Below are 12,760 nucleotides of genomic sequence, written 5' to 3' on the forward strand. Positions count from 1 at the left end.
AGATTCTCGGGTCTGCGCTTCGCCCGAGAATGACGGTTTGCCTCAATCGAGCGGAAACACCGGCCGGCGCAGGCGCTTGTAGGGCAGGCCGGTGATCCGGCTGGTGCAAGGGCCGGGCGTCGTGACCGTGAAGCTGCCCTTGGCGATCTTGTCATAGGCGCGCCGGTGCGCCACTGCCGCCTTGACGCCGATCGCCTTCAGCGCTTCGGGCTGGATGCCCTGCGAGCGCAGCTGGCCGAGATCGAAGGGCGGCGTCTTGCGGCTGCTCAGCAGCACGGTGACGCCCTCGACCTGCACCACCACGCAGGGCCCCATGCTGAAATGCGAGCCCTGCGACGCCGCGAGATGGCTGTTGAGATCCTCCAGCGCGAATTCACCGTCGCTTGCGCTGATAAAGCGTGCCTCGGCCTCGACCGGCCCTTCGGCGATGGCGCTGCCCTTGCCGCCGATCGAGAGCTTGCGGACCTCGCCGGGCTTGGCGCCCGCCATTGCGGCGACCGCCGCAGGGTCGGCGATGGCGACCGCGCAGTTCTCGACGCCGTGGCGCAGGAAGGCGCGCAGCACCGAGGTGGCGTCGCCCGGCGCGCCGCCGCCGATATTGTCGGCCGGCTCGACCACGACATAGGGGCCGCCGGGCGAGCGCAGGATCTCGGCGACGGCCTCGTCGAGGTCCCATTCCGCCGGCAGGCCGAGCTCGCGCAGCTCGGTCGCCGTCGCGGTCAGGCGTTCCAGTGCCTCGCGGGCTGCGGCCTCCGGCCCGGTAAAGGCGACCGCGAAGGCGACGCCTGCCTCGGGCACATCGGAGAAGGAGTAGCCGCCGATGACGCTCGCGACCCAGATATCGGGGTTTTCCTGCTCCATCCGGCGGGCGAGGGCCTCGAGATCGCGCATCGGCCGGTCGGCCGTGCCGGTGCCGGTCGGCGGCCAGATCACGGGCGCGTTGCAGGAGAGCATGCGCGGGCGCCTGCCTTCGTCCAGCGCCCGTGCCAGCAGCCGGGCCGAGCGCACGGCGGATTCGCGAGCGTCCGTGTGCGGGTTCTCGCGATAGGCGACGAGGGCGTTGGCATGTTCGGCCATGGCGGCGGTGAAATTGGCGTGCAGGTCGAAGACGCCGAAGACCGGCAGCTCCTCGCAGCCGGGGACCGAGCGGATGTGGGCGAGCAGCGTGCCTTCCGGATCGGGGCAGGCGGTGGTGACCATCGCGCCATGCAAGGCGAGCCAGATGCCGTCGAGCTTGCCTGCAGCGAGGGCTGCCTTCAGCGCGGCATCGAACTCGGCCAGGAAATGCGCGAATGCGGCATGGTCGACGGTGCCCGAGGGCAGGGCGGTGTAGCAGACCGTGGGCACGGCCTCCCAGCCCTGCGCCTCCGCGACCTCGAGGAAGCCGTCGACGGTCGAGCCGTCGCCGCGGCGGCGCAGGAGCTCCCCGCCCCTGCGGATGGTGAAATCGGAGAGCCGCGTGGTCTCGTCGACGAAGCTGTGCGTCTCATGGAACAGTGATCCGAACAGGATGCGGCGGCGCTGGGACATGATCGGCGAGGCTCCCTTGCTCACGAGGCCCGCATCTCGGCTGCTGGATTGTTCCGGATCAAGCTACCATTGTTCCATGCGAAGAAACGCGAGTGCTTTGACAGGCCGCGCCAACTCCCCGTTTCATGTTGTCCTCGGCGCGCCGGAAGGCCGGCGCCGCCGCTGATCGGGATGAATCCGGATGCGCGTCTTCACTGCATCGCTGGCGACGGAAACCAACACCTTCGCGCCGCTCTTCGTCGATCGCAGCGCCTTCGAGAGCGCCTTCTACTGTCCGCCCGGAACGCATCCGCCGACGCCGACGCTGTGCTCGGGCCCGACGGTCGCAGCGCGCAGCCGGGCCGCCAGCGAGGGCTACGAGCTGATCGAGGGCACGGCGACCTGGGCCGAGCCGGCGGGGCTGGTTTCGCAGGAGGGCTATGAAAGCCTGCGCGACGAGATCCTCGGCCAGCTCCAGGCGGCGCTGCCGGTCGACATCGTCCTGCTCGGCCTGCACGGCGCGATGGTGGCGCGCGGCTATGACGATTGCGAGGGCGACCTGATTGCGCAGGTGAGGGCGCTCGCCGGGCCGGATTGCGTCATCGGCGTCGAGCTCGACATGCATTGCCATCTCACCGCGCAGATGGTCGAGGGCGCCGACATCATCGTCGCCTTCAAGGAGTTCCCGCATACGGACTTTCTGGCGCGGGCCGAGGACCTGCTGGAACTCTGCCTGAAGACCGCACGCAAGCAGGTGAAGCCGGCGAGCGCCGTCTTCGACTGCCGCGGGTTCGCCGCCTTCATGACCAGCCGCGAGCCCGGGCGCAGCTTCGTCGACCGCATCAAGGCGATGGAGGGGCGGGACGGCATCCTCTCGATATCGGTCGCCCATGGCTTCCAGGCGGCCGACGTCGCCGATCTCGGCACGAAGGTGCTGGTGATCGCCGATGGCGACAGGGACAGGGCGGCCGCGCTGGCGAAGGAGCTCGGGCTCGAAATCCTGGGCTGGGGGAACGGCGCCACGCCCAGGCACTACAAACCGGAGGAGGGCATTGCCGCGGCGCTCGAACTGGCCGAGCCCGGCAAGCCGGTGGTGCTCGCCGATCGCTGGGACAATCCGGGCGGCGGCGTCGCCGGCGATTCCTCGGTCATGGTCGAAGCGTTGCTGCGCCACCCCGACGTGCCGGCCGCGATCGGCGCGATGTGGGACCCGGTGGCGGTGAGCCTGTGCCGGGCGGCAGGCGTGGGGGCCGAGATTTCCCTGCGCTTCATCGGCAAGGCCGCGCCGTCCTCGGGCACGCCGATCGATGCGGTGGTGACGGTGACCGGCACGACCGACGACCTTCTGATCCCATTCGAGCAGAGCTGGGTCTCGCTCGGTCCGGCCGCGGCGATCCGGATCGGCAAGCTCGACATCGTGCTGGCCTCGACGCGGGCGCAGACCTTCAGCCCGCCGGTCTTCACCGATCTCGGTGTCGATCTGAGCGCGAAGACGGTGGTGGTGGTGAAATCCTCCAACCATTTCCACGCCGCCTTCGCGCCGATTGCGGCAAAAGTCCTTTACCTCGACAGCGGTGGACCATACCCGCCCGACGCGACCAAGATCCCTTATACCAAGGTGAAACGCCCCTTCTCTCCGCTGGACCCGAACCCATGGCTGTAGCTCCCGCCCCGCTTCCGCGCCTGTCGCTCCGCGAGATCGAGGAGCAGCGCCTCGACGTCCTGGCCAAGGGGATGCCATCGGGCGCCTCCGTCCGGCTCGGCGATGTCGCAAAGCAGGGCTGGAACGTGCTGACCGGCGACATGCCGATGCCGCTCGCGGTGATCCGCGAGAGCGTGCTCAAGGCCAACAGCGCCTGGATGAGCGCGTTCAGCGCCGCCAACGGCTTGCTGATCGCGCCGCATGGCAAGACCACGATGGCGCCGCAGCTCTTCGACCTGCAGATCGCCGACGGCGCCTGGGCGATCACCGTCGCGACGATGCAGCAGCTCGCCGTCGCCCGGCATTTCGGCGTGAAGCGCGTCATCCTCGCCAACCAGCCGGTCGGGCGGCAGGAGATCGCCGCCTGCTTCGAGGCGCTGCGGGAACCCGGTTTCGAGCTCTATTGCCTCGCCGACAGCGTCGCCGGCGTCGGCTTGCTGGCGGCGGCCGCGAAGGGGCATGCGGGCGCCAATCCGCTGCGCATCCTGGTCGAGATCGGCTTCATGGGCGGGCGCACCGGCGCGCGCAGCCGCGAGGAGGCGCTGGCCGTGGCGCGGGCGGTGGCGGCCGCACCGGGGCTGGAGCTCGCCGGGTTCGAATGCTTCGAAGGGCTGCACAGCGACACGGCCGGCGCCGACAGGCTGCTCGGCGAGGTGGTCGCGACTGCAGCCGCCGCCGAGGCCGAAGGCCTGCTCGGGCCGCAGCCGATGGTCCTGAGCGCCGGCGGGACCTCGCTGTTCGACCGGGTCGGCGAAGCCTTCAACGCCGCCGCCTTCAAGCGGCCGATCATCAAGGTGCTGCGCTCCGGCTGCTATCTGACCCATGATTCGACCGCTTATGCGGCCGCGTTCCTGCGGATCACGCTGGAGACCAGCCTGAAGCTGCCGCCGGGCGGGCTCGAGCCCGCCTTGGAGGTCTGGGCCTATGTCCAGTCGCGGCCGGAGCGCGGGCGCAGCCTGCTTACCGTCGGCAAGCGCGACATCAGCTATGATTCCGGCTTGCCGGTGCCGCTGCGCTGGTTCCGTCCGGGCGGCGCGATGGCCGGGCCGGAGCCGATGCCGGCGGGGCATACGGTGCTCGCGCTCAACGACCAGCATTGCCATCTCGGCACGCCGGAGGAGAGCCCGCTCCAGGTCGGCGACATGGTCGCCTTCGGCATCGGCCACCCCTGCACGACCTTCGACAAATGGGCGCTGCTGATGCTGGTCGACGACGCCTATCGCGTGACCGGCGCGGTCAGGACGTTCTTCTGATCGCGACTGGGCAGGGGAACCCGGGGCATTCGAGCCGACGCGCGTCGGAACTGGTAGGATTGGTTCCGCTGTTCGCACTCAGCCTTGGAACCTTGGCCGGAGGCAGCCGATGTCGCTCGTTTGCAGGCCAGCTCGCCCCGACGATCTGGCTGTGGCCGATGCTCTGGTGGTGGCCAGCATCAACGATCTCACGGTTCGCCACGGCTTCGGGCCGATGGCGACGGCAGGCGCCTCCAGCTTTCAACTGTTTTCGCTGAAGGACGACCCTGACGGCTTGTGGGTCGCGGAGGAGAACGGAGAACTCGTCGGCTTCGCCTGGAGCTGGGTTTGCGGCGATGTCTGGTTCCTCGCGCAGCTGTTCGTCGATCCGGCCCGGCAGGGCCAGGGCATCGGGAACGAGTTGCTGGAGCGAGCCATGGGGCACGCCCGGAAATCGGGGGCGGCTCACAAGGTCCTGATCACCTTCACCTTCAACTGTGTCTCGCAGGGGCTCTACATGCGACACGGGCTCTTTCCCAGGATGCCGATCTACTTCTTCAGCGCCGCATGCGAACGGGTGATGCCCGGGTTGCCGGAGCCGCCATTGCGCGCTGTTCCGATCGACGAAAGCCTCGCGACCATGGAGAAACTCGTCGCGATCGATTCTGGCGCCATAGGCGTCTCGCGGGAAAAGCATCACCGCTACCTGCGCGAGGACCCGGCGACCGAGGGGGTCCTGCTCTACGATGGCAGCGACTTGGTCGGTTACGGCTATACGAGCGCCAGCGGACATGTCGGTCCCCTCGCGGTCACGCGATCGGGTCGTCTGGGCGATGCCTTCGCGACCGCGTTGAAGCTGGTTGCCGATCGCGGGGCCGAGAAGGTTTCGGCGTTCCTGCCGGGCACCTGCGATGGTGCCCTGAGCCTTGCGGTCAAGCAGGGCATGCGGATCACCTTTCCGATGCTGTTGATGGCATCGCCCGGTTATGGCGACTGGACGCAGTATCTCCCGCGAAATCCGGGTTTCATGTGACGCCAGCCTGCTGGCGTCTCCTTTGGGGACTGCGTCGCCCCCAGCCGTTCGGTCCTTGCGCTGCGACTGGAAAGTCCTGCGGCGGCAAGCTGTTTCTTCTGGTGAAACCGCCGATCCTTGACGTGAATTTCGGTGCTTCCTAGCCTGACCTCAATGAGGGAAGGCCTGTCCTCCGCCCCGGCGGAGCGGACGGGCAAGAGCCGATAGCGGCGGCGGGCCGACAGGCGCAGTCGCTGGCAAGGATCGCCGGGCGACCGGCCTTGCGTCAAATGGGAGGAAAGCTTCGTGGCGACATCGTCATTCCCGACTGCCGGCGAGCATGAGGACACCGCGCGCGACCCGTCGCGGCGCAGCCTGCTGCAATTGCTGACGGCGGGCGGCGCGGCCCTGGCGGCGCCCGGCCTGTGGAGTTCGCTGGCCGCGGCACAGACGCCGGGCGGCACGCTGACGATCGGCGCCGATGCCGACCCGATCGGCCTCGATCCGGTCACCGTGAACGCCTTCTCCTCCTACGATTTCACCAGCCTGCTTTATAGCGGCCTGCTGCGCTGGAACGCGCAGATGAAAGTCGAGCCCGATCTGGCGACCGGCTATGATCAGCCGGATCCAAAGACTTACGTTTTCAAGCTCAGGCAGGGCGTCAAGTTCCATAACGGCAAGGATTTCGGCGCTGCTGACGTCAAGCACACCTTCGACCGGATCATGAACCCGGCGACGGGCAGCCGCTTGCGGGCGCTCTATTCGAGCGTCGAGTCGGTGACCGTGGTCGACCCGTTCACCGTCAAGTTCCAGCTCAACGCCACCGATGCCGCCTTCCTGAGCAACCTCGCGACCAACCCCAACGGAGCGATCGTTCCGGCCGGCGTCGAAGGCATCAACACGCAGCCGGTCGGCACCGGCCCCTTCGCCTTCGAGGCCTATCAGCCGAACCAGCAATTCTCGCTGACGCGCTTCGCCGACTATTACGAGAAGGGCGAGCCCCCTCTCGCGAAGGTGGTGTTCAAGTTCTACAAGGACCAGGCGACGCTGACCTCGGCGCTGCGGTCGCGCGCCATCGACATGACCTGGGTGAAGGATCCGAAGGTGGCGGCCGCGATCGCGCGCACCTCGCCCAACTTCGTCTCGGCGCCGGGCCAGACCTCGCGCACCTTCCCGATCTGGCTGAACATGAAGGCCAAGCCCCTCAACGACGTGAAGGTGCGGCGCGCGCTCAGCCTCGCCACCGACCGCAAGGCCTGTCTCGACACGGTGCTCGGCGGCTCCGGCAAGATCGGCGCGATGATCCCGGAAAGCCAGGTCGGCGGCTATGACGGCGCCGGCGAGATGCCCTACTACAAGCACGATCCGGCGGCGGCGAAGGCACTGCTCGCCGAGGCCGGCTATCCGAGCGGCATCGATCTCGGCGACTACATCGTCGTTGCGGCCAACCCGCTCGACGTCGCCTGCGCGCAGATCCTGCAGCAGCAATGGCAGGCGGCCGGCATCACGGTGAAGCTGGTGCCGATGGAGACCGCGCCGCTGCTCAACAAGTGGGCGACCGGCGACTGGCCGACGCTGCTCTCGGTCGCGCTGTCCTGGACGCCGGATTCCGACGCCATCTTCCAGTACGTGAAGTCCGATAGCGGCTTCGGCAAGGCGATGGGCTCGAACGATCCCGAGCTCGACAAGATGATCCTGGAGGCACGGGCGGAGCTGGATACGGCCAAGCGCGCGGCGAAGAACCTGGAGATCCAGAAGCGCATCGCCGACAACGCTTATGTCATCCAGATCTACCAGTACCCGCTGCGCTGGGAGATCTGGTGGAACTACGTCCAGGGCTATGTGCCGCTGGCCGCGAATATCCGTTCCTTCGTGCGCACGACATGGCTGAAGAAATAGGCTCCTTCCGGCGGCTTTCGGCGGAGCTCGACCGATGACACGCTTCGTCCTCGGGCGCCTCGCCTGGATGGCGGCGATTCTGCTCGGCGTCTCGCTCGTCGCCTTCATGCTGATGCGCGCGATTCCGGGCGACTTCGCCATCGCGGCGGCGGGCTCGCAGAGCGTCGGACCCGAGGTCCTGGCGGCGATCCGGCGCGACCTCGGCCTCGACCAGCCGCTGCTGGCGCAATATCTGAGCTGGCTCGGCCACGCGCTGATGGGCGATTTCGGCAGCTCCTTCGTCACCCGCCAGCCGGTTCTGGGCGAGCTGGCGAGCCGGCTCGCCGTCACCTTCCAGCTCACCTCGCTCGCCGCGATCATCGCCGCGGTGATGGGGGTGGCGACCGGCCTGGCGGCAGCGCGCCTGCGCGGCGCGACCGACTGGCTGGTCCGGCTCTGGAACGGGCTGATGCTGGCGGTGCCGAACTATGTCGTGGCGACGCTGATCGTGCTGCTCTTCGGGCTCTATTTCCCCGAGATCACCGTGCTCGGCTACACGCCCTTCCTTGAGAATCCGCTGGCCAATCTCGGCAGCCTGCTGCTGCCCGCCTTCGCGCTGGCGCTCGCGGTCTCGGTGACGGTCGCCGAGAACACGCGCGCCGCCGTGCTCGAGGTCGCCAACCAGGATTTCGTCATGGTCGCGCGCGCCAAGGGGCTGAAGCCCGGCACGATCCTGCGCGACTACCTGATGCGCAATGCGCTGACGCCGGTCATCACCGCTGCGGGCCTGAAGATCGCGGCGCTGCTCGGCGGCAGCATCCTGGTCGAGACCATCTTCGCCATTCCGGGGATGGGGCAGTACCTGTTCGACTCGATCAACAGCCGCGACTACCCGGTGATCCAGGCGATCGTCCTGGTCGCGGCGGGCATCGTCGTTCTGGTCAACACGGTGATCGACATCGCCTATGCGCGGATCGATGCGCGGGTGCAGATGTGAGCGAGAGCGTGCAGGAGAACCTCTCGGCCGCCGTGGCGGCGGCGCCCGGCCGGCGCAAGGCGGGGATCACGCAGGGCTGGCTGCTGCTCGGCCTCGGCCTGGCCATGCTGGCGGCCATGCTGGTGCTCACGATCTTCGCGCCGCTGGTCGCGCCCTACGACCCCTCCGCGACCTCGCCGGACTCGCTTGCGCCGGCGAGCGCTGCCCATTGGCTCGGCACGGATTCGATCGGGCGCGACGTGCTGAGCCGGCTGATCGTCGGCGGGCGTACGACGCTGCTGATCACGGTGACGGCGGTGCTGATCGCGCTGGTCGCCGGGCTGATCCTGGGGCTCGCGGCCGGCTATCTCGGCGGCTTCGTCGACGAGATCATCATGCGCGTGCTCGATGTCGTCTTCGCCTTTCCGGTGCTGCTGCTCGCGATCGCGGTGGTGGCTGCGCTGGGGCCGACCGTGCCGAACCTGATCCTCACCATCGCCATCGTCTACACGCCGGCGATGGCGCGCGTGGTGCGCGCGCCGGTGCTGAGCGTCAAGCAATGGGACCATGTCGAGGCGGCACGCAGCGTCGGTATGAGCGAGATGCGGCTCGTGCTGCGCCATATCCTGCCGATCGTCGTCTCGCCGATCCTGGTCGCGACCAGCCTCACCCTGTCGCAGACGATCTTCACGGTGACGGCGTTGTCCTTCCTGGGCTTGGGCCCGCCGCCGCCCGATCCGAACTGGGGCGGGATGCTGTCGGAGGCGCGCCAGTTCATGGAGCTCGCGCCGCTGACGGTGGTCGGCCCGGCCGCGGCGATCGTCTTCGCGACGCTGACCTTCATCATCATCGCCAATGGCTTGCGCGAGGTGCTCGACGTGGGGAGCGTGCGATGAACGGCCCCTTGCTCCGGGTGCGCGACCTGACCGCGACGGTCACGACGCGCCGCGAGGTCATCCAGGCGGTGCGCGGCATCTCCTTCGACATCAATGCCGACGAGGCGGTCGGCTTCGTCGGCGAATCCGGCTGCGGCAAGAGCGTCACCGCCAAGGCGCTGATGCGGATCGCGCCGGAGGGGGCGGCGGTCGGCCTCGGCGGCTCCGTCTCCTTCTGGGGGCAGGAGCTGCTCGGGCTCGGCGAGGACGAGATGCGCGACCTGCGCGGCCGGCGCATCGCCATGGTCTTCCAGGATCCGATGACCTCGCTCAACCCGGTGATGAGCATCGGGGCGCAGATGGCGGACATGCTGCACCGCCATCTCGGCCTGACCGGCCGGCCCGCGCGCGAGCGCAGCGTCGAGCTGCTCGATCTCGTCGGCATTCCCGATCCGGCGCGTCGCATCGACGATTTCCCGCATCAGTTCTCGGGCGGGCAGCGCCAGCGCGTGCTGATCGCGATCGCGATCTCCTGCGAGCCCGATTTGCTGATCGCCGACGAGCCGACGACGGCGCTCGACGTCACCGTGCAGGCGCAGATCCTGCGGCTTCTGCTGCGCCTCAGGGAGGAGCGCGGCATGGCACTGATGCTGATCACCCATGATTTCGGCGTCGTCGCCGGCATGGTCGATCGGGTCAACGTGATGTATCGCGGCGAGATCGTCGAAACCGGCCCGGTCGACGACGTCTTCGCGCGGCCGCAGCATACCTATACGCGGACGCTGCTCGATGCGGTGCCCCGGCTGCAAGGCGCGGGGGTGGTGCGATGACGACGACGCCCCTGCTGCAGGTCCGCGACCTCTCGGTGCTGTTTCCGTCGCGTCGCGGCCGGGCGCCGGTCAGGGCGGTCGAACGGCTTTCCTTCGACATCGCGCCGGGACAGACGCTCGGCCTCGTCGGCCAGTCGGGCTCGGGCAAGACCACGGCCGGGCGCGCCATCCTACAGCTCCAGCAGGCGCATGAAGGCTCGGTCAGGCTGCTCGGGCAGGAGCTCACGACGATGCGGGCCGGCGAGCTGCGCCGGATGCGGCGGCACATGCAGTTCGTGCTGCAGAATCCCTATTCCAGCCTGCATCCGCGCATGACGATCGGGCAGATCCTGAGCGAGCCGCTGCAGGTCCACCGCAGCGTGCCGGCGAACCGCATCCGGGAGCGCGTCGCGGAATTGCTGGAGCTGGTCAATCTCGATCCGGCGATGATGCGGCGCTATCCGCACGAATTCTCGGGCGGCCAGCGCCAGCGCGTCGTCATCGCCCGGGCGCTGGCGGTCAACCCCGATTTCGTCGTCTGCGACGAGCCGGTCTCGGCGCTCGACGTGCGCACCCAGGCGCAGATCGTCGCCCTGCTGCAATCGCTCCAGGAGAAGCTCGGGCTGTCCTATCTCTTCATCGCGCATGACCTCGCGATCGTCAGGGAGATGGCGCATCGCGTCGCGGTGATGTTCCGCGGCCGCATCGTCGAGATGGGCAGCGCGGCCCAGGTCTATGACAATCCGGCGCATCCCTACACGCAGCTCCTGCTCGACGCGGTGCCGGTGCCCGCCCCCGCCCTCCAGCGCGAGCGGCTGCGGCGGGCCCCCCCGGACCTGCGCTTCCTCGACGGCGACGGCGGTGCCTGCCTCCACGGCATCGACCATGCGCGAGACGGAACGCCCGAATGGTACGAGGTGGCATCCGGGCACGGTGTGTCCTGCCGCTACTGGCCGAAAGGAAGTGCGTCGGAGGTGGCCTGAGGATCGCGCGCTCCGTGCGCTCTTCAGGATGAGCGCTGGATTCCACGAACGGGCGGAGAAGGCGCGTTCCTTAGGGCGGAACATCCGATCCTTGACGTGAAATATTTGCGGCAACTACGCTTTTGACGGTTGCGCAGGCTGTTTTTCCGGCTTTGCCGGAAGCCGTCGAGGTCGGCGCGATGCTGACGGTTCGTTCCACCCGTTTCACGGGTATTCGACATCGCTTTCCGGGAGGTCGCTGTGCGTCTGGCTCTGATCCACATCGTTCAGGAGACGAACGACTTCAATCCGGTGCTGACGACGCTCTCCGATTTCGAGGCGTTCGGGCTCTATGAGGGGGAGGAGATCGCCCGCCATTTCGGCGAGATCGGCCAGATCGGCGGGCATTACGCCGCCGTGAAGGAATCAGGGCTCGCGGTCGAAACCGTGCCGATCATCCGCGCCTGGGCCGTGGCAGGTGGGCGCATCTCGCGCGAGGCCTTCGATTTCTTCCAGGCGAAGATCCGGGCAGGGCTGGAGACGGTCGGCCCGATCGACGGACTCGTCCTGCACCTGCACGGCGCCTGCGCGGCCGAGGGCATCGACGATGTCGAGGGCGAGCAGGCCGAGCTCTGCCGCAGGATCCTCGGCCCCGACGTGCCGATCCTGCTCGGGCTCGACCACCATGCCAATGTCACGCAGAAGATCATGGCCAACTGCACGGCCATCGTCGGCCACCGCACCCAGCCGCATGATGTGTTCGACACCGGCAAGGTCGGCACCGAGGTGCTGCTGCGCATCCTCACGGAGAAGTGCAAGCCGGTCATGGCCTGGCGGAAGATCCCGCTGCTTTCCCATCAGGAGCAGTTCCTGACCTCGAAGGGGCCGATGAAGATCTGGTTCGACCGGGCGCGGGCGCTGGAAGCAGACCGGCGCGTCCTGCAGGCTTCGAACTATCCGATGCAGCCCTGGCTCGACGTCGCGGAGGGCGGCTGGTCGACCATCGTCGTCACCGATGGCGACCAGGCCCTGGCCGAAAAGCTGGCGGACGAGCTCGCCGATCTCGCCTGGTCGATGCGCGACGATTTCCAGGTGCGCGAGGCCGTCTCCGTCGACGACGCCGTACGCAAGGCCGATGCGGCGGAGCGCGGGATGATCGTGCTCAGTGATACCGGCGACACCGTCTTCGGGGGCGCGGCCGGCGATAGCAACCTGCTGCTGGAATCGATGCTGCGGCTCGGCATCCGGAACAAGGCGCTGATCCCGCTGATCTCGCCGCAAGCCGTCGCGACGTTGACCGCGGCGGGCGAGGGCGCCGAGGTGACTCTGCCGCTCGGTGGCGACGCTGCAACCGCTTTCTTCAAGCCGCTCACGGTGACGGGGCGGGTGCGAAAGCTGGGCAACGGGGCGATCCCGCTCAAGTTCAACCATCAGACCGAAGTCGACATGGGCCGGGTCGCCGTCTTCGATGTCGGGCCGGTGACGCTGCTGATCTCGGAGCTCCGCGGCGTCGCGGGCAACGTGCCTGACGTTTACGAGGCCTTCGGCATCGATCTCGCCGACTACAAGATGGCCGTGCTCAAGACGGCCTCGAACTTCCAGTATTTCGACCGCATCGCCTCCGGGCTGGTGCGCGCCGATACGCGCGGGCCGGGGCAATCGGACGTGTTCACCCTGCCGTGGCAGCGGATTCCGCGCCCGGTCTATCCGTTGGAGACAATAAGCGACTGGCGGGCGCATTCGTCCCAGCCGGGAGCGGGAACGAGCTGAAGACCAACCTACCGACAAAAGAGAGGGGAAAGCGA

10 protein-coding genes are annotated in these 12,760 nt (G+C 68.1%); 9 read left to right on the plus strand and 1 reads right to left on the minus strand.

From position 1 onward, the window contains the following. Positions 1–42: 42 nt before the first annotated feature. The gene (locus tag B5Y19_RS15485; RefSeq protein ID WP_055727715.1) at positions 43–1,530 is read right to left on the minus strand and encodes a M81 family metallopeptidase; all 1,488 of its coding nucleotides are present in this window, start codon (positions 1,528–1,530) and stop codon (positions 43–45) included. A gap of 181 nt (positions 1,531–1,711) precedes the next feature. Here B5Y19_RS15485 and B5Y19_RS15490 point away from each other — a divergent pair, with 181 nt between their 5' ends. From B5Y19_RS15490 to B5Y19_RS15530, 9 genes are all read left to right on the plus strand, one after another. Next, positions 1,712–3,172 carry a M81 family metallopeptidase gene (locus B5Y19_RS15490; RefSeq protein ID WP_055727716.1) on the plus strand — a complete coding sequence of 487 codons (1,461 nt, stop codon included), beginning with the start codon at positions 1,712–1,714 and terminating at the stop codon, positions 3,170–3,172. After that, a complete protein-coding gene (locus B5Y19_RS15495) occupies positions 3,163–4,464 on the plus strand; it encodes an alanine racemase (protein ID WP_055727717.1) in 1,302 nt (433 codons plus the stop codon). Before B5Y19_RS15490 ends, B5Y19_RS15495 begins: the two co-directional genes overlap by 10 nt. A 109-nt stretch (positions 4,465–4,573) precedes the next feature. Continuing rightward, positions 4,574–5,476 carry a GNAT family N-acetyltransferase gene (locus B5Y19_RS15500; protein ID WP_055727718.1) on the plus strand — a complete coding sequence of 301 codons (903 nt, stop codon included), beginning with the start codon at positions 4,574–4,576 and terminating at the stop codon, positions 5,474–5,476. Positions 5,477–5,761: 285 nt separating this feature from the next. Continuing rightward, positions 5,762–7,354 carry an ABC transporter substrate-binding protein gene (locus tag B5Y19_RS15505; RefSeq protein WP_055727719.1) on the plus strand — a complete coding sequence of 531 codons (1,593 nt, stop codon included), beginning with the start codon at positions 5,762–5,764 and terminating at the stop codon, positions 7,352–7,354. A 34-nt stretch (positions 7,355–7,388) separates the two neighbouring features. After that, positions 7,389–8,330 carry an ABC transporter permease gene (locus B5Y19_RS15510; RefSeq protein WP_055727720.1) on the plus strand — a complete coding sequence of 314 codons (942 nt, stop codon included), beginning with the start codon at positions 7,389–7,391 and terminating at the stop codon, positions 8,328–8,330. Then, positions 8,327–9,205: an ABC transporter permease gene (locus B5Y19_RS15515; protein WP_079591686.1), complete on the plus strand. Its 879-nt coding sequence runs from the start codon at positions 8,327–8,329 to the stop codon at positions 9,203–9,205. The genes B5Y19_RS15510 and B5Y19_RS15515 overlap by 4 nt, the downstream gene beginning before the upstream one ends. Continuing rightward, positions 9,202–10,014, plus strand: coding sequence for an ABC transporter ATP-binding protein (locus B5Y19_RS15520; RefSeq protein ID WP_055727722.1), 813 nt, complete (start codon positions 9,202–9,204; stop codon positions 10,012–10,014). Before B5Y19_RS15515 ends, B5Y19_RS15520 begins: the two co-directional genes overlap by 4 nt. Next, positions 10,011–10,976 carry an ABC transporter ATP-binding protein gene (locus B5Y19_RS15525; RefSeq protein ID WP_055727723.1) on the plus strand — a complete coding sequence of 322 codons (966 nt, stop codon included), beginning with the start codon at positions 10,011–10,013 and terminating at the stop codon, positions 10,974–10,976. The genes B5Y19_RS15520 and B5Y19_RS15525 overlap by 4 nt, the downstream gene beginning before the upstream one ends. A gap of 240 nt (positions 10,977–11,216) precedes the next feature. Continuing rightward, a complete protein-coding gene (locus B5Y19_RS15530) occupies positions 11,217–12,725 on the plus strand; it encodes a M81 family metallopeptidase (RefSeq protein WP_055727724.1) in 1,509 nt (502 codons plus the stop codon). Positions 12,726–12,760: the final 35 nt, after the last annotated feature.

Origin of the sequence: Allobosea thiooxidans (assembly GCF_900168195.1) — a bacterium.
GTDB classification, from domain to species: Bacteria; Pseudomonadota; Alphaproteobacteria; order Rhizobiales; family Beijerinckiaceae; genus Allobosea; species Allobosea thiooxidans.